The 16,769-nt window shown below is 50.2% G+C and carries 12 protein-coding genes; 8 read left to right on the forward strand and 4 right to left on the reverse strand.

The genetic code is table 11. The annotated features are described in order from the left end of the window. The first annotated feature begins 119 nt into the window (after positions 1-119). The gene (locus tag AAHB90_RS10885; RefSeq protein ID WP_342085046.1) at positions 120-3,299 is read left to right on the forward strand and encodes a caspase family protein; all 3,180 of its coding nucleotides are present in this window, start codon (positions 120-122) and stop codon (positions 3,297-3,299) included. Here AAHB90_RS10885 and AAHB90_RS10890 read toward each other — a convergent pair. Further along, positions 3,251-6,211 carry an nSTAND1 domain-containing NTPase gene (locus tag AAHB90_RS10890; protein ID WP_342085047.1) on the reverse strand — a complete coding sequence of 987 codons (2,961 nt, stop codon included), beginning with the start codon at positions 6,209-6,211 and terminating at the stop codon, positions 3,251-3,253. The genes AAHB90_RS10885 and AAHB90_RS10890 overlap by 49 nt on opposite strands. Before the next feature lie 9 nt (positions 6,212-6,220). Beyond that, positions 6,221-8,050: a CHAT domain-containing protein gene (locus tag AAHB90_RS10895; RefSeq protein ID WP_342085049.1), complete on the reverse strand. Its 1,830-nt coding sequence runs from the start codon at positions 8,048-8,050 to the stop codon at positions 6,221-6,223. A gap of 161 nt (positions 8,051-8,211) precedes the next feature. On the opposite strand from AAHB90_RS10895, the gene AAHB90_RS10900 reads away from it, so the two are divergent. Then, the gene (locus tag AAHB90_RS10900; protein WP_342085050.1) at positions 8,212-8,904 is read left to right on the forward strand and encodes a DUF1345 domain-containing protein; all 693 of its coding nucleotides are present in this window, start codon (positions 8,212-8,214) and stop codon (positions 8,902-8,904) included. Positions 8,905-8,982: 78 nt separating this feature from the next. On the opposite strand, the gene AAHB90_RS10905 is transcribed toward AAHB90_RS10900, so the two are convergent. Both AAHB90_RS10905 and AAHB90_RS10910 read right to left on the reverse strand, forming a co-directional pair. Then, positions 8,983-10,254, reverse strand: a complete 1,272-nt coding sequence (locus AAHB90_RS10905; protein WP_342085051.1) for a dipeptidase — start codon at positions 10,252-10,254, stop codon at positions 8,983-8,985. A 470-nt stretch (positions 10,255-10,724) separates the two neighbouring features. Then, positions 10,725-12,092, reverse strand: a complete 1,368-nt coding sequence (locus AAHB90_RS10910) for a hypothetical protein (RefSeq protein WP_342085052.1) — start codon at positions 12,090-12,092, stop codon at positions 10,725-10,727. 312 nt (positions 12,093-12,404) lie between these two features. Here AAHB90_RS10910 and AAHB90_RS10915 point away from each other — a divergent pair, with 312 nt between their 5' ends. From AAHB90_RS10915 to nuoE, 6 genes are all read left to right on the forward strand, one after another. Next, entirely contained in the window at positions 12,405-12,746 is a 342-nt protein-coding gene (locus AAHB90_RS10915; RefSeq protein WP_342085053.1) for a VOC family protein, read from the forward strand. A 162-nt stretch (positions 12,747-12,908) separates the two neighbouring features. Continuing rightward, positions 12,909-13,340, forward strand: a complete 432-nt coding sequence (locus AAHB90_RS10920) for a CBS domain-containing protein (RefSeq protein ID WP_342085054.1) — start codon at positions 12,909-12,911, stop codon at positions 13,338-13,340. Between the two features lie 97 nt (positions 13,341-13,437). Further along, positions 13,438-13,887, forward strand: a complete 450-nt coding sequence (locus AAHB90_RS10925) for an NADH-quinone oxidoreductase subunit A (RefSeq protein ID WP_342085056.1) — start codon at positions 13,438-13,440, stop codon at positions 13,885-13,887. Then, positions 13,868-14,506, forward strand: coding sequence for an NADH-quinone oxidoreductase subunit NuoB (nuoB, locus tag AAHB90_RS10930; protein ID WP_342085058.1), 639 nt, complete (start codon positions 13,868-13,870; stop codon positions 14,504-14,506). Before AAHB90_RS10925 ends, nuoB begins: the two co-directional genes overlap by 20 nt. Before the next feature lies 1 nt (position 14,507). Further along, positions 14,508-16,265, forward strand: a complete 1,758-nt coding sequence (gene nuoC / locus AAHB90_RS10935) for an NADH-quinone oxidoreductase subunit C/D (RefSeq protein ID WP_342085060.1) — start codon at positions 14,508-14,510, stop codon at positions 16,263-16,265. 20 nt (positions 16,266-16,285) lie between these two features. Next, positions 16,286-16,765: an NADH-quinone oxidoreductase subunit NuoE gene (nuoE, locus tag AAHB90_RS10940; protein ID WP_342085062.1), complete on the forward strand. Its 480-nt coding sequence runs from the start codon at positions 16,286-16,288 to the stop codon at positions 16,763-16,765. Positions 16,766-16,769: the final 4 nt, after the last annotated feature.

Genomic DNA, 16,769 nt, shown 5'->3' on the forward strand with positions numbered 1-16,769 from the left:
TGTCGCGTATTGATTTTAATGCATCGGGCAGGTAATTTCAGGGGATACGAGTCTTATGTTGCCCGGTTGCCGACTCATCCGTACATGCCGACCGTCCTTCTCATCCAACCTGTTATCCCATGAAAATCTTCGCATTGCTGATTGGTATTAATGAGTATAGTCCCTCCTCGGAACCGGCCATCAGAGCGCTGGGCGGTTGTTTGAATGACGTCTCCGATTTTGGAGAATTTTTAAAAGAAAATTACCGTGATCTGATCCCCGACGAACGACAAATACTTGTGCTAACTGACACCCATGCGACGCGCGCAAAGGTGATAGATGGATTCAGAAAACATCTTACCCAGGCGGGGCCCGAGGATATGGCGGTGGTGTACTATTCGGGACACGGATCTACCGGGATTACGGCCCGGGAATTCCAGGCGGCAACCTCCGATCAACAGGAACAGACCTGGGTTTTGCACGACAGCCGGGAGTCGGGCAAATATGACCTGGCAGACAAGGAAATTGCGCTTTTACTCGAAGAAGTGAGTTTACGTGGCCCCAGGATCGTCGTTATTGCCGACTCCTGCCATTCGGGTTCAGTCACCAGAGAGCTTGAACAGTTTCTGCAAATGCAGCCCCGTTTCGAAAAAGGGACCTCCGATATCCGGCCTCTTGAAAGTTACCTAGATGGTGCGTATCTGCAACGGGCCAATTTGAGTATTCCCTCTTCCGACCACCTGTTACTGGCCGCGTGCGACCGGGTAGAGCGTGCGTGGGAAAGCAACGGGCACGGGCAGTTCACGCAATCATTGATTTCTGTGTTAGGCAAAAATGGCGGGCAGGTAACTTATGCGGACCTGTTCGTTCAGGTGAGGGCGTTTATCCGCAATGCGTTGAAAAACCAGACTCCGCAAATGGAGCCGGTCGGTATTTTCAACGTGAGTCAGGGCTTTTTGGGAAGAAACGTGGAAACCGGGCGGCTCACCCGGTATCGCGTGTATATGAAAGCAGGCAAGTGGACGATCGATCTGGGCGCGGGTATGGGCATAGAGCAGCGGGTAGGAGAGCCCTTGAAGATCAAAATATATGATGCGGTAGCGGAGGGCCTGCTTGTTGGAGACGCCGTACTGGATGTGATGAATGTGACAGAAAGCACTTTGCAGGCCGGGACATTACCCCTGGATGCAAGTAACGTCTATTGGGGTGAGCCCGAATCCCTCCGGCTTCAACCATTTTTTATTTACGGTGATGACTTGGCGGTTCAGGCCATGCAGGAAACGCTGGCCGGCGCCTCTGAATCAGGCATTGTATTGACCGACGTTCCCGCCGCCGCTTTGTTTGAACTAAAAATTGAAAACGGCAATATCGCAGCCTATCACACGGGCAGCGACACGAGGATTCAGACGGTGGAAGGTACCGGTAAGTTTTCGGTAACACATATGCTGAACATCCTGCAAACGCTCGCCCGCTGGCAGCGCCTGCTCGATTTACAAAACGCGCAATCGGCCATTCATTCCGGGCAGGTTACGTTCAATGTAGAGGTTGCGAACGGCGCGTCGACACGGACATTTTCGGAGCAGATGATTACCCTCGACCACGATGGAGAGGATATTCCGTTTAAAGTTAATTTCAGTAACGGTACAGCCAGGCCATTGTACGCCTGCCTTCTATATCTCTCACCGGATTACGGGGTGACAGTCATTTTCAACGATTCGCAGCCTGTGAATCCGGGAGCCTCGGTGGTGCTCACGAGTGACGTTTTCACCCTGAACAGCGAAGAGGAAATCGATACGCTGAAGCTGATTGCTTCGACGGAAGCCATAGACAGCAGTCTGTTTGTTCAGGAGCCGCTGCAAATCGGCGCCACAGTTACGCCATCCGGTTCGAGGGGTCTTGGGCAATCCAAGGCTATCGGAGGAGGGAAATCCGACTGGATCACAAAAGCAGTGAGTATCAGGCTTGTCAAAAAAGCAGAGAGAGAATTGGGAGCCCAGCCGGTGGCCATCGGCAAAGGGATCACGGTCCAGCCACATCCGTCGTTTCGGGGCAAACTCGGCTGGGCGCCACTCGTTTCCAGGACCAGGAGCATCGATAAGCCGGTTATCAATGAGGCTTATGCGGTCGGTAATCCCTGGTTTGAGATCGTCAACTTCGACGAAGGTACCCGGGGAGAAGATCGAAGCATTGCCGAGGTGGTGGAAATCAGCGACGTCGCTGCCCTGAAAGAGAATCCTCTGATTATCGATATCAGACCTGAAAAAGAGGACGAGTTGGTATTGCCATTTTTTTTCGACGGCGAAGACTTTTTGCCGATGGGCGTAGTTGCCATTCCGGAACCGGGGTTAATGCAGATCAGCGTCAATAGCATTCCGGAGGAAGCCGGTGAGAAAACGAGGAGCCTTGGCGGCGCGTTCCGGATGGTGTTCCTGAAATTTGCGGGCAAGCTGGGCATTAAAACGGACCCGAACAAGCTGCGCTGGGTGGATTATGCCAATAATGCGTCCCGCGAAAGTTGGAGCCTCAAAGAGAAAGTAAGCCAGGCAAAATCGGTATTACTGCTTGTCCACGGGATTATCGGCGATACGGAAGAAATGGCCAAGACGTTTAAAATGGCGATCGACAGCGGTTACGACCTTGTGATGACCTACGATTATGAAAACCTGAACACGCCCATCGAAGAGATCGCGGCGATTCTGAAAGGCAAACTGACGGACCTTGGACTCCACGAAAATGACGGAAAGGAGCTGGTTATGGTCGCTCACTCGATGGGCGGACTGGTGTCGCGGTATATGATCGAGGAACTGGGGGGCGACAAGTTTGTCGACAAACTGATTATGGCGGGAACGCCAAACGGTGGCAGCAAGTTCGGTCAGATTCCGGATTACGTCAGCTGGACGTCCGTAGCCCTTGCGCTGGGTACCAGGTTGTTCCCTCCGCAGGTAGGCGCTGTGACGGGCTTTTTATCGTCGGTACTGAAAGTTGGGAATAAAGAAGTACTCCACACTTTGGCACAAATGGATGCCGGCAGCGATTTTATCAAAAAATTAACCCATAAAAATGCAGCTCCGATTCCCTACTTCATCATCGGAGGCGATCTCGATGCCTATCTCCGGGCCAGCAACGGCTTGCCATTAATGGAAAAGGTAGTAACGCAAATAGGTACCTGGATTTACAAGAATACGGTCAACGATATTGCCGTGAGCACGGACAGCATCTTCCTTGCGAAGACGGCCGCCGTGCCGCAAAAGGTGTCGTGCCATCATCTCAACTATTTCGTTATCGACGAGTCAGTTGAAGCGTTGGCTAAGCTATTGTAGCCGTTGGCCGCCGAGGCGGGTAGGGCGAGGTCGTTGAGCATTTTGACGATCGATGCTGCATCGTCTTTGAGCGAGTCGGGGATCATCTTCTTTTGGGCAAATGTGTGCAGGTCAGCAATCATTACGTCGCGGTTGTAAATAGCGCTTTCTGCATACGAACAATTTTTCTCGCTGAAATTTTTGCTGCCGGCATATTTCCGATAGTAACGCCTGGCCTCCGCGACGTTACCGGAAAGCAGGTGGGCGTGTGCCAGGTTCACGAAAATGTAGTGGAGGCGTGACCTGGGTGCAACGCTCACGGTTGTGCCTTTTTGAGCATAGTCGATCGATTTTTTGAAGTTACGGTCGAATAGCCGGTACCACGACGCGTTGTTGTAAACGATCGACAGGTAGTGATTCAGGCAGGTATCATTGGGAAGTTTTTCGTGCATGTCTTCGAGAAACAAAATGTGGTCGTCGCTCGCATACCGTTTGGATTGCGTTCGGACAAAGGAAAAAAGCGCGTTGCGCTCGTCTTCCCGCATTTTCTGGATTTTACGTTCCAGTTCGCCGCGTGCATCCCGGAAGACTTCATTCAACCGCTCGTTGCGGTCTGCGCTTATTTTTCTCGAAAGCGCCGTCCAGAGCGCATAATTGTATTGTCCTTCCACCTGCCTTACCAACGCGCTCAGCACACCTCTCAGATGAACGAGGGAACCTGAGTTTTCGGAGGAAAAGAAATGGCTCGAAAGCCGGTCGATCGATGTAAGATATTCGTTTTCCAGGTAGGTCCATAAATCCTCTTTGGCAGCGATACCCGAATTTCGTTTCAGATATTCAAGATCTTCTACATCCAGTGGCAACAGGAACCGTACCTTTGTTTCGGGAAGCAGGCGAGTGCTCGGTTCGATCTTTTTGTTGCCCGTCCAGAATAACCGGGTAATGCCCATTCGGGTATCTGAAATGGCTATTACAGAGTCGTGCCGGAACCTCCTCAGCGAATTGTAATGATATTCGTTGTCGATATCATACAACGACTGGGTACTGTCGCTCAAAATCCCCTCCGAGGTTAACCTGAACGATTCTCCGTTGCGTGTGCTGTCGATAACCCTCTTCATCAGCAACATTTTCCCGCTATCATATGATATTCTCACCAGCGTCGTATCGTGGCTGTTAATAATTACCCTTAAACCATGATTGGCGCGGTCCCTGGTCCAGATGCGTTTGACGAGATTATACCTGTTTTCCAGAGTCCCCAAGCGCTCGTTATACAGACTTACCGTGTTTGGGCCGGCAATAATCAGAAGCTTTTTACCTTTGCCTACGTGGGCGAAGGCCATATCGGTGATGGGCTCCACATTAAATATGGAAGCGAAATACAGGTTTTCGTGCTCGGGATACCTCTTAATTTCATCAAACATGCCATCCCCGAACAGTCCGGAGAGCACGCTGTTTTGTTCATATTGTTTATAGAGAATGTATTGCTGGGTTTTCGACTTGGCAAGATTAATGAGAAGCCGGTAACGCGTGCTTGTTTCGGAGCTCCATATGGTCAGAAAGGTTAATATGGTTAAAAGAAATAAGGCGCCTGCGGCGTAGCTCAGCCCGTATATCGTCGTGAGCCGCCGTTTGCTGTCGGCAACAAATTTCCATTCCTCTTTCGTCGGCTGCTTGCTCAGCGCAACGTTCTCGCGGATATCCTTGGTCGAACGCTTGATATCCCTTAAATCATTCCGGTCGAGATAGGATCTTAAAAACCATATCTTATTGGACTGCTCGTATTTCAGGTAGGCGTTTTTTATGGTTTTGATCGTTCGGGCGATGTGCGAGTTTTCCAGGCTAAACTTGTCGTAGATAATCTGGGCCAGGCTATCATGCGCAATCTCATAAATGCTGTCCGTCCCGTTACGGCCATATTTGTCCAGCCTGAGAATGTTTTTACTGGCCAGCGATTTGACGATCGCCGTGGCAATGTCCAGAGGCGCAGCCCGGGAGATCACCTCCTCAATTTTTTGCGGCCGTTTGGTGCCTTCGTCACTGACAAAACAGTAAAGTACATCCCTGACGGTATTGTAATTGACTGACCCGTGTACGGAGGATACCTCTGAAATCGTCTTCTCTATTCTTTGTTCCAAAAACTGTTTGAGCACATTCTGGATGTTACCTACCTCTGCCAGCAGGCCGATCCTGAAACTTTTACGGGGGCCGGGCGCCTGGTGCCAGAGCCGGTCGAGGTAAATCTGAAGATGCGGTAACTCGATGAGGTTTTCGTCGATTTTCAGGTTTTTTACGATCGCATCGACGGTGGCGTCATCGGTTTCTATGTCGAAGTGTTCACAGGATTTTTTGATGACGTTTTTGATATCATTGTCGGTCATCCGTTCGATCAGCACCCGCTTGTCGAAGATTTCCGGCACAATGCTCTCATATTTTTGCAACTGCGCAATGTATCGCTCGCGCATGATGAAAATCACTTTACAAGGAATGTCCCTGGCGTCGAGTATCCTTCTGAGCTCGTTGAAGAATGTCTCTTGTTCTTCGGTATTCCCGAAAATGAATATTTCCTCGAACTGGTCGAATATGAGGTAAATGGGCTTAAAAAAATCGAGGTAGAGAGACCGCAGGCAATCCAGGATGTCGGAGTCGAACGGGAAGTCTTCCTTGTTTTTCGCGTTGATTTCCTTTCGCAGCGAGATATTGATATTATCGTAACGCCGGACGAATATTTCCAGCCAGTCGGTCTTCTCAAAGCAGTTGGCGAGCCCGCATTTGATGATACTGGATTTCCCGGTACCCAGCGGACCGTTCACGAGTACGATGTTGGACTCGTGGATGTAGTTGTATATGATCCTGATCTCGTCCTCTCTTTCAAAAAAGGCGCTGCGTTCGTTCTTCTCAAAAGAGTCCAGCAGTTTGAATGGCGAAGGTGTCATGATCGGTCGCTATTTGAAATAGGAAATAAAAACTTCGACACTTTCAAGGATCTCCGGGCCAATCGTGTTGAGTTCTTCCTGTGATATTTTCAGGTCGGTCTTGGTTCTTAAAAAATTGGGTAAGGCAGGTATTTGCAGACGGTCCTTCTTCTCATTGATATTCTTGATGAAATTGTAGTTGCACGTAGCGGTAGCGGCGCCTTTATCGTAATTATAGAAGAAGTAGATCTTGGAAAGCTTTTCACTGATCAGTGCATTCATATCGATCACAAACGGATACAGGTTGAATGCGGAAAGGTTCTTGTTCTCGATCTTGTAAATAACGACCGAATTTGAATCCGTGAAATTCTCGAAGTCTTCCATCTTGTCGGTAAATCCCACGAGCACATAATCCAGTTTCACCATCTTGTGCTGGTAAACGGCCGGCTGGTTCTTCTTTTTATTGATATAGATATTCTTGATGGTTGCGAATTTGTACCTGGCGCAGAATCCCAGTTCCTTAAACATAATGCAAAGGCTGGCTTCGGCTTTCTGAGAATCTTCTGCAACCTCCTGGTCATCGAGGTCTTCCAGAGCCGCGAGATCCCTGTACTTGCTTTTAATGCGCGTTATGTTCAGGTAAGCTCCGAAGAACTCGCTGTCACGCTCGTCCATAAGATCGGCCAGATGCGACATTTCATTCACAAACAGGGGCACATCATGGACTTTCAGTTTGTCATGGATAAGCCTTACAAGCGGAATGACATCATACGCCTGGCGGTCGTGGTGGTTAAGCAAAAAGAAAGCGCTGATCTGTTCTTTCAGGTGATCTTCCAGAACGGGCACCTTACCCTGCACCAGCGCTTCCCATAGTTGGGAAAACATGATAAACAGCAAAAGATCGGCCATCACCGTGTAGGTATTGATCAAAAACCGGAGGCGTTCGCTTGCGAGGGGTTCATCTTCGGTAACCAGCAGTTTTCGTACCTGTTCAGCGATCGGCGAGGGCAGGCTGTTGATAATCGCGTTTTTCACCTCCCTCACATCGAATTTTTTAGGGTCCCATTGTTCTCCATACTTTTTTTCAAGGTCTTCGAACATCGGAAGCTCGTCGCTGAACGTCATCAATACATTATAAAGCGAGGCAAGGATCGCATCTTCGGACGTATTGAACCTGGTGTCGATCTGGCTTTTGATATGCAGTTCGTAAAAGCTCTTGTCGGACAATCTGTGGCTGGCCGCACCCTGCTGGTTTTTGTGAAGATAAAGGCCCCAGACAGGTCCCGAGTTGGGCGCCTTGATCAGGCGCGCAATGCCGCGGTCAGCATCTTCTGTGGTAGTTAAGGCCGCATTGTTTTTGGCGGTAACTACCTCTGTGGCCAGCTTGAAAGCCTCGTCGATGGAATGCCCGCTGGCCAATTTCTGGTAAAAGTCCTCTGCAAAACGCGTGGCAGTGTCGTCGCCTATGTCAACGCTCGTCGCGATGACTGCACGGACGCCGGCGTCGAGGAGTTGGTCCACCTGGTCCTGGGTCGAGCAGCCGTTCAGAAAGACGAGCTGCAAATTCTTTTGCAACCGGATCGATTGGAGCAAACCGGCGCCGTAAATCGTCGCGTCCTCCATGAGCAGCTGACTGCCGCTGGCATGTCCCGCATAATGAATGATCTCTACCTGAGGTTGATACAGAAGCAGCCGGTCCCGTAATTTCTTGATTGTACGAGGGTCGGTGTCGAGCAATAGATGGCCCTTACCCTGTCTTTCGCGCAGCGCATCCGAGATTGCTTCTTTTTCCTTTTCAAGTTGGGACAGATAGGCGTCGCCGGAATTCGAAAATGCACAAAGTATAACAGGAGGTCGCATTGATTGGGAAGGATTTTAGGCTCGTCAGGGTACAGAACCATAAGGTATAAAGGAATATAAAAGTAGTTCTACTTTTTCTGGGAAATGTTATTAAGCGGCTTTGTTTAATTCGGCGGGCAATATGCTATCTTGCTTTTTTGAAAACGTGTTCCCGACCTTCTATGCGCATCATCAGATTTATCAACCGGCTGGACGCCCATCACAAATTAGCTATATCGCTGATTTTCGGTACATTGGCGATTGTCATGACGGGTTCTGTTGTCGAAAAACCCATCAGCTGGATGATCGGCTGGCTCGCATACGCGGCCGCACACCTGGGGCTGGCCTGGGTGACGATACTCAGCTCGCATCCATCGGAAATCCGGCGGGAAGTGGGCGGGCAGGATTCGAACCGGATCATGATTTCCCTTTTTGTAATCGCCGCTTCTTTCGTGAGCCTTTTTGCCATATTGTTTCTTTTGTATGGGGCTGGAAAGACGGCCTCGAGATCCGACCTGACCATTCATTTGATCCTTTCGTTTTCCTGCATTGTATGCTCCTGGATCCTGGTTCACACCATATTCACGCTACGGTATGCGCACCTTTATTACCGGCCCACGGAAGGCCATCGGGGCGGTAAGGATCAGCAACGGCAAGGGCTGGAATTCCCTCAGGAAGAAGAGCCCGACTATCTTGACTTTACCTATTTTTCCTTTGTCATTGGGATGACCTTCCAGGTTTCGGACGTCACGATTTCTTCCAGGGAGCTTAGGCGGCTGGCGCTTGTCCATGCATTATTGTCCTTCGCATTCAATACGTTGCTTGTCGCGCTTACTATCAATGTTGTATCGGGATTGATACAAAGCAAATCCTGATGTGTAGCAGGTCTTAGGGCGAAAGACTCAGGCGCGCCGGCGATTCATCCAATTTCATGGTGATTTGCACAAAATTGGTTACTTCCCCTCCGTTACCTGCCTGATCACGCGAAGCCAGTTCAAACCAAGGATTTTTTTGATGCGCTGGTCGCTGTAACCCAACTTTTGCATTGCGATGGTTATCTGAGGGTAATCGCTGATGTCTTGGATCTCGCGTGGCAATTCCGGGCCGCCGTCCAGATCGGAGCCCAGGGCGATGTGGTCTTCTCCAACGAGTTTTACGCCATAGTCGATCACTTTTGCCAGTTGGTCTACGTGCATCCAGTACTCGTCGGGGATGGTGCCTTTAAATGTAAATGGAAGCTCGCGTGCAAACTCCCGGTCAACCTCTTCGATGGTTTGCGTGGTAACCTGGGAGCTGAGAATCCGCGGTGTTTTGGGTTGAGGATCAGGCTGCACCTTAGTCGGATTATTCGCTTTCTGCCACGCCCAGTATTTCGGATTGTTGAAAAGGCTGCCGAAATGAACACCGATCACGCCCCCTTTCGCGGCGATGGCTTTGGCTGCTTCGTCGGAAATGCAGCGGGGATGGTCCACTATTTTGTAAAACCCGCCGTGACTGTAAATGACCGGATGGCGGCTCGCAGCTACCGACTGGATGATAGCGTCGTTAGAGGCGTGAGCGACATTGATCACCATCCCGAGATCGTTCATTTCTTTGATTATTGCTTTTCCGTGATCGTTAATACCGCCCCAGGTATACACATCGTTGCAGGCATCGATAAATGCGTTGGTTGTACTGTGGGCAGTCAACTGCATGGAGCGCAGGCCGAGCTTGTAAAGGGCACGTAGCAGGTCAAGGTCGCCGTACAGGTCGTATCCGCCTTCTAAATCCAGGAAAGCCGCCATTTTGCCTTTTTTATTGATCCGCTCAATATCGGAAGCCGTGAGAGCCAGTTCGATCATCGCGCTATTCTTTTTAATCTGATCCAATGCAAGGTTTACGACTCGGAAGGTGTTTTTAGTCTCGAATCGCCCCGGATAGTAGTTTTCAGGGGTGTAAACGGAGAAAAACATAGCATCCAGCCCGCCTTCCTTTGCCCTTGGCAAATCGACTGTGCCGTCCGGATAACGCTGGCCGATATCGGTTTTCAGCACCAATTCACGGCTCATCACGTGCGTATGCCCGTCCATGACAAACGCATCGCGATGCAGGTCCGGCATGGGCTTACGCGAAGCCAAAGGCATATTATTTCCGGTAATAGGAGCGGATAACATTGATTTTATTGGAAAAACACTTCCGGTTACCGGCAAAAGTGCCAGGCTTTTAATAGCGTTTCTGCGATTCATGGGGGAGTTAATGATTGAATGATTGAATGACTGAATGATTAACCGGGTCGCCGGAGCGATGATTGAATTTTGAATGAGTGAATGAGTGACTGGGTTGCCGGAGCAATGACTGAATGATATAATGTTGAATGGGTGCGTATTATGCCGTGGAAGGGGAATGATTGAATAATTAACAACTGAATAAATCGCGTAGCGATGTCACATTGGTAGCAACCAGGAGGTTAGGCATTTAAAAATCCCTTTAGGGATGCAACGGCAAAGCAGCGCTAGCCGAATACCTGGTTGTTGCATGCCCAAGGGCATTTTCAAGACCGCCCTTGTAATTATTTGCTACCAATATCACATGCCTGACGGCATTTACGCACTAATAGAACCATAACCGGGCAGTCGGGCCATCGCGGCTGATTCCATTCCAGACCGGCTCATTCAATCATTCCCCGTTCCACGGCGGATCATTCAATCATTCAAAATTATTCAGCAAAGCCTCTCATGTAAGGCGTATTCGGCGGCCGTTCGCCCTTGTTGAATTGGGCGCCGCGCGTTGAGCGGTAGGTCATGTTCATGAATGGCGTTTCAATGCGGCGTCCGACGGGGGAATAGACGCCGTTCTCCCAGTTGGATTCCATATTGAATGCGGTAATCCCGGTTGACAAAAGCAAGCGCTCGGCATTGAATGGCTCTTTTTTGGTGACCATCGTTTCGACGATCCAGTGTGGCTGGGAGTTGGATGCGTGGTATTGGGAAAATGGTCCCGGCCATTCGAGCATTGAAATGATCGTCGCCTCTTTGCGTCCTTCGATCTCAGCGGCGTAGGTCCAGCCGACATCCCTGGCATTGTATATGGCCGCTTTCGTCCCGTCATTGTACTCGACGATACAGACATTGGGTCTTTCGATCTCCTGAAAATGCCCGGGTTTCAGATTGAAATTCGCGCGAACGGATTCAAGGAGCCTGTCCGCCCAGGGGTTCTTTTCGGTCCATTTCCAGGTTTCCGGCCCGCGTATGCATTGTACCGATTTTACGCCCGTCTCGCCACCTTTCCGACGCTCTACAAAGGCTTGTAACACATCGACGCAATGGAAAAGCGCGCCCTCATCCGGAGCGCCTCCCAACATGACCGACGCTTTGATGGGTGTATCGATGTCAATTTCAATGTCGGGCTTGCGATAGTGGACAGGTATGGAGGAACCGCCTGTCAATGGGAAATTTAGCTCACGGGATTTATCGAACATCCATTTGGCTTCATCCCAGCTGTAAGAAAGGTGTTTGTCATTAAAGACTGGCACCGAGCGCTTGCTCTGCTCGAAAACCCTGACCACCTTTTCGTACATCCACCACCGTGGCAACATCCATTGCCCTTTCAGGTTGGTAGGGTAGTCGCCGTGCTCGCCGACGATCACCACCCCGTCCACAGCCAGTTCCTTACCTCCCAGCGTAACAGCTTCCGCGACGGTCTTGAATATCGGGATGTTTTTGGACTTGCATACTTTTTGGCCCAGCAAGCTTGTTTCAAATTGATGGATGTAAACCGAAACGATCTCGATCCGGGAAGGTGTATGTGCGCCCTGCCACCAGTAGCCATCCATCAGCTTGGCGATGATCCAGTCGGCATGGGACCTGGTAGCGCCCCAATAAGTGACGAGGCACGCAATGCGTGGTTTTGCCTGGGCGGTTCGCGGAGCTGCTTCGGTTGTAAAGCCTGTCAGAGCCGTTAAACCGGCCATACCGGTTATGCCGAGCATTTTACGTCTGGTCAGCAGCGGGTGCATTTGCGCGGCTGGGGCCAATGGAGTTGAGTCTGCCGACCCGGGGCCGGGTTCGGTTGGTTTCTTTGTCATCAATTTTAAGATTGCGGAATTTAGGAATATGTTAAAGAGCCTAAAAACGGCCCCGAATACCCTAAAAACGCAAAAAATATCGGGCATTGATCGGTATTATCCCGCAATTATATAATGTGTATCCAAAATCCAGTTGCCCGTACTCGACCAACCCCGCGCGCTCGTAAAATGGAAGGTTCCTGAGGTTGGAAGTTTCCAGATAGATCGGGCGGTATTTCGCTGCAAATTAACAATGCAGAGCAGTCTGTTTGATCAGGGCCGGGACTATAATACATTTGCAAAAAGGGTATCAACACGATTATTCCAAAAACCATGAGCCAGACATCCATCAACTACATCGAATTTTACTGTCAGCGCATTTCAGTCATCAAAGCTTTTTACACCAATGCTTTCGGCTGGACCTTTACCGATTACGGCGACGATTATACCGCGTTTGAAGACGGTGTTCTATCCGGCGGCTTTCACCAAAATCCTCAGGAAACGACAGGCGGCAACCCGCTGGTGGTTTTGTACACCAAAGAGCTGGAAAGCATAAAGGAAAAGGTCATCGCCGCCGGGGGCACCATTACGGTTGATATCTTCTCCTTCCCTGGTGGCAGAAGGTTCCATTTCGCCGATCCGGATGGCAATGTGCTGGCAGTTTGGAGTGAATAGGGCAAGATCAAAATACTCCATCCCGATTTTAGTCATTACCCATTTTCTTAATCCAGAAAAAATATAAAAAAATGCTTGAATATTAGCTTTTTACCGAATTGGTAAATATATTTATGTTAACCAATATTTAGCACTGAATCTGTTAGGAGGAAGGAATTAATTATGGGGAAAGTCAGAAATATTCTCGAAACAAAGAAAACGGGACCAGTGTCTATTCGGCCGGACAATACTGTTTTCGAAGCTCTGGAACTGATGGCTGAAAAAAACATCGGCGCGCTGCTGGTTATGGAGAGGCAGCAAGTCGTTGGAATCTTCACAGAAAGGGATTACGCACGAAAAGTTATCCTGAGAGGTAAGGCCTCTAAAGATTTATTGGTGGGGGAAATCATGACAAGTAATCCCCTTACGGTATCTTCGGATACATCTATTGAAGACTGCATGGCTTGCATGACCGACAAATTTATCAGGCATCTTCCTGTTATCGACGACGAAAAACTCACAGGTATCATTTCCATTGGAGACGTGGTAAAGTTCATCATCGAAGATCAGGAGTACGTTATTGACAACCTGAAACATTACATTACGGGCATCTGAGCATTTTCTTCACTTCCATCATCTTACCCATTTTATTCACGCCAATCTGAGAGAATACAGTTTTGTTGCTGTTCCCGTTTTCTAAATTGGATTTCTTATGGATCGTTTAAATGCGTCTGGCACGCCAGGATGGCCGTTTTGGCTATATACTTTACTGGTTTTTGCATTATTGACACTGATTATTTCGCTTTCTTACTTTCTCGGTCAACGTCACCGCACAGCGGCGTCCGATCAGCCCTACGAATCGGGGATACTCGAAACGGGCTCGGCGAGGCTGCGGTTTTCTGCGCAGTTTTACCTGATCGCGATGATGTTTGTCATATTTGATATCGAGGTGGTATTTATCGTGCTGTGGGCTCTGGCATTCCGCGAACTCGGGTGGCCAGGGTACCTCGGCATTTGTGTTTTTATAGGGTTACTGTTTGCTGTGCTGATCTACGAATGGAGTATCGGCGCATTGAATTTCGGGCCCGACGGAAAGAAAATCCTCAAAGCTTACCGTAAACTGCCCAAAGGGCAAGCATACCATGAACTGGTGGCTAAGTAAACCATCCGATCCTACGGCAGCGATGCAGGGAACGGGTTCATTCGAAGAAGCGGTCGGGCAGAGCGTCATGCTCACGACCGTCCAGGATCTGCTTGCGTGGGGACGTCGGAATTCCATGTGGCCGTTCCATTTTGGGCTCTCCTGCTGTTTTGTGGAGATGGCCACCAGCCTGACGAGCAAATACGATGTGGCAAGATTTGGGGCAGAGGTGATCCGGGGCACGCCCCGGGAGGCCGATGTGATGGTGATCGCGGGCACTGTTTTCGTGAAAATGGCGCCGATCATTAAAAGGCTCCACGAGCAGATGATGGAACCAAAATGGGTTATTTCAATGGGTTCATGCGCCAATTCGGGGGGAATGTACGATATCTACAGTGTAGTACAGGGTGTCGATAAATTTCTTCCCGTGGATGTGTATGTACCCGGCTGCCCGCCGCGTCCGGACGCGTTTATGCAAGGGTTGATGCTCTTGTCCGAATCGGTAGGGAAGGAACAGAGGCCGTTAAGCTGGGCTATTGGTCCCCAGGGCGTTATCAGGCCCGAAAAGCCTGTAATGCGAGTTGAAAAGAGAGAGGAGAGGAAAAAGGTCGTTGATTTTCGTACGCCTGACACTGTTTGACATGGAAGATATAGATTCCGGTCTCGAAGATGAGCTGAGGGCCGCATTGGGCGACACAGCTTTTAAAATACAGGTTCATATAGACGGAGTAACCACGCTGCTCGTCAGGAAAGAACAGATAGTGCCCTTACTGACGCACTTGAAAACGAAAGTAGCCAGTCCGTACAGCATGCTCTTTGACCTCAGCGCCATTGATGAGCGCAGCAGGGCAAAAGCGGCGTTGAACGGGTCTGTACCACCGGATTTTACGGTTATCTACCATTTGCTTTCGTTCGGCCGCAACCGGTTTATTCGCATTAAAGTATCATTGCACGGAGAATATCCGTCCCTACCATCCATTTGCTCCCTTTGGGAAAATGCAAATTGGTATGAAAGGGAGGTCTTCGATATGTTCGGAATCCGGTTTGAAGGCCATCCGCACCTTCGGCGTATATTGATGCCGTTAACCTGGACCGGGCACCCCTTAAGAAAAGAGCATCCCGCACGGGCGACCGAAATGGGACCCTTCCGGCTTTGGGACGAAAAACAGGACCGGGAGCAGGAAGCATTGCAGTTCGATCCCGAAGAATGGGGCCTCAAAAGGCACAGCGACGATGCGGACTTTATGTTCCTCAACCTGGGGCCGCAGCACCCCGGCACACACGGCGTGCTTCGTATCATTTTGCAGCTCGACGGGGAAGATATCGTCGATGCTGTACCCGACATTGGTTTCCACCATCGCGGGGCTGAGAAAATGGGTGAAAGACAGTCGTGGCACACCTACATACCCTATACCGACCGGGTGGATTACCTGGGTGGCGTAATGAACAACCTGGCTTATCTGCTCGCAGTGGAAAAGCTGGCGGGCATCCGGGTACCGCCGCGAGTGGAAGTGATACGGGTGATGCTATGCGAGCTTTTTCGTATTGCCAGCCATTTGGTATGGTATGGCACATTTGCCCAGGATCTGGGACAACTCTCGCCGGTATTCTACATGTTTACCGACCGCGAAAAGATATTCGACATTATCGAAGCCATTTGCGGAGCAAGAATGCACCCCAACTGGTTCCGTATTGGCGGCGTAGCCCAGGACCTGCCTACAGGGTGGGACAAGCTGGTGCGGGATTTTGTCAATTATTTTCCCAAACGGCTCCGTGAATACGACCAGATGGTGATCCGCAACAGCATTTTTCAGGCGCGAACCGTTGGCATTGGCATATACACACTCGAAGAAGCGATAGAATGGGGCGTAACGGGGCCGGGCTTGCGGGCATGCGGGTTTGAATGGGATTTTAGGAAAAAACAACCCTATTCCGGCTATGAAAACTTTGATTTCGAGATTCCAACGATGCAAAACGGCGATTGTTTTGACCGCGCGCTCGTGCGGGTGGAAGAAATGCGCCAGAGCCTGAGAATTATCGAGCAATGCCTGAACAACATGCCGGAGGGGCCATACAAATCCGACCACCCGCTTACGACGCCGCCGATCAAGAAGAATACGATGCAGGACATCGAGACGCTTATTACCCATTTTCTCAATGTAAGCTGGGGCCCGGTGATTCCCGCCGGCGAGGCAATGAGCTGTATCGAGGCGACAAAAGGCGCTAACAGTTATTACCTGACGAGCGACGGGAACACGTCGGCATACCGGGTAAGGATCCGGACCCCGTCGTTCCCGCATATGCAAATGCTTCCGTATATCAGTAAGGGTTACACGGTGGCCGATTTGCTGTCCATTCTCGGCAGTATCGATTATGTTTTGGCTGATATAGACCGATAATCAACAAAAAAACCTTTGCCATGATCGCCCAGGAGACACTCACAACCGAAGAAATGGCGGAGATTGACCATGAGATCGCGCTGGTCCCGGTTCGCCGGGCGGCGGCTATCGAAGCGCTGAAAATCGTGCAGCAACACCGCGGCTGGATTTCCGACGACAGCTTGCAGGCGATCGCCGGTTACCTCGAAATATCGCCGGAAGAGCTGGATAGCGTGGCTACTTTTTATAACCTCGTTTTCAGAAGACCGGTCGGAAGAAATGTGATCCTTTTATGCGACAGCATCAGTTGTTATGTAATGGGGTACGAAAAGATATACGGGCAGATCCGCGAGCGGCTGGGCATTGCTTTCGGGCAAACGACCCCCGACGGACGGTTTACGCTCCTGCCTAATGCATGCCTGGGTACGTGTGACCACGCGCCTGCGCTGATGATCAACAACGAGCTCTTCCGCGACGTGACGGAAAACGACCTGGACGAAATACTGGACAGATATCACTGACGAT

The sequence above is a fragment of the Dyadobacter sp. OTU695 genome (assembly GCF_038440355.1).
Lineage (GTDB): Bacteria > Bacteroidota > Bacteroidia > Cytophagales > Spirosomataceae > Dyadobacter.

What these genes read in the sequence shown, in the direction of transcription:
- nuoC (WP_342085060.1), top strand. Translation starts at nt 14,508, where the DNA reads ATGGAAGATATAGATTCCGGTCTCGAAGATGAGCTGAGGGCCGCATTG.
- AAHB90_RS10910 (WP_342085052.1), bottom strand. Translation starts at nt 12,092, where the DNA reads ATGACAAAGAAACCAACCGAACCCGGCCCCGGGTCGGCAGACTCAACT.
- AAHB90_RS10885 (WP_342085046.1), top strand. Translation starts at nt 120, where the DNA reads ATGAAAATCTTCGCATTGCTGATTGGTATTAATGAGTATAGTCCCTCC.
- AAHB90_RS10900 (WP_342085050.1), top strand. Translation starts at nt 8,212, where the DNA reads ATGCGCATCATCAGATTTATCAACCGGCTGGACGCCCATCACAAATTA.
- AAHB90_RS10925 (WP_342085056.1), top strand. Translation starts at nt 13,438, where the DNA reads ATGGATCGTTTAAATGCGTCTGGCACGCCAGGATGGCCGTTTTGGCTA.
- AAHB90_RS10920 (WP_342085054.1), top strand. Translation starts at nt 12,909, where the DNA reads ATGGGGAAAGTCAGAAATATTCTCGAAACAAAGAAAACGGGACCAGTG.
- AAHB90_RS10890 (WP_342085047.1), bottom strand. Translation starts at nt 6,211, where the DNA reads ATGACACCTTCGCCATTCAAACTGCTGGACTCTTTTGAGAAGAACGAA.
- nuoE (WP_342085062.1), top strand. Translation starts at nt 16,286, where the DNA reads ATGATCGCCCAGGAGACACTCACAACCGAAGAAATGGCGGAGATTGAC.
- AAHB90_RS10905 (WP_342085051.1), bottom strand. Translation starts at nt 10,254, where the DNA reads ATGAATCGCAGAAACGCTATTAAAAGCCTGGCACTTTTGCCGGTAACC.
- nuoB (WP_342085058.1), top strand. Translation starts at nt 13,868, where the DNA reads ATGAACTGGTGGCTAAGTAAACCATCCGATCCTACGGCAGCGATGCAG.
- AAHB90_RS10915 (WP_342085053.1), top strand. Translation starts at nt 12,405, where the DNA reads ATGAGCCAGACATCCATCAACTACATCGAATTTTACTGTCAGCGCATT.
- AAHB90_RS10895 (WP_342085049.1), bottom strand. Translation starts at nt 8,050, where the DNA reads ATGCGACCTCCTGTTATACTTTGTGCATTTTCGAATTCCGGCGACGCC.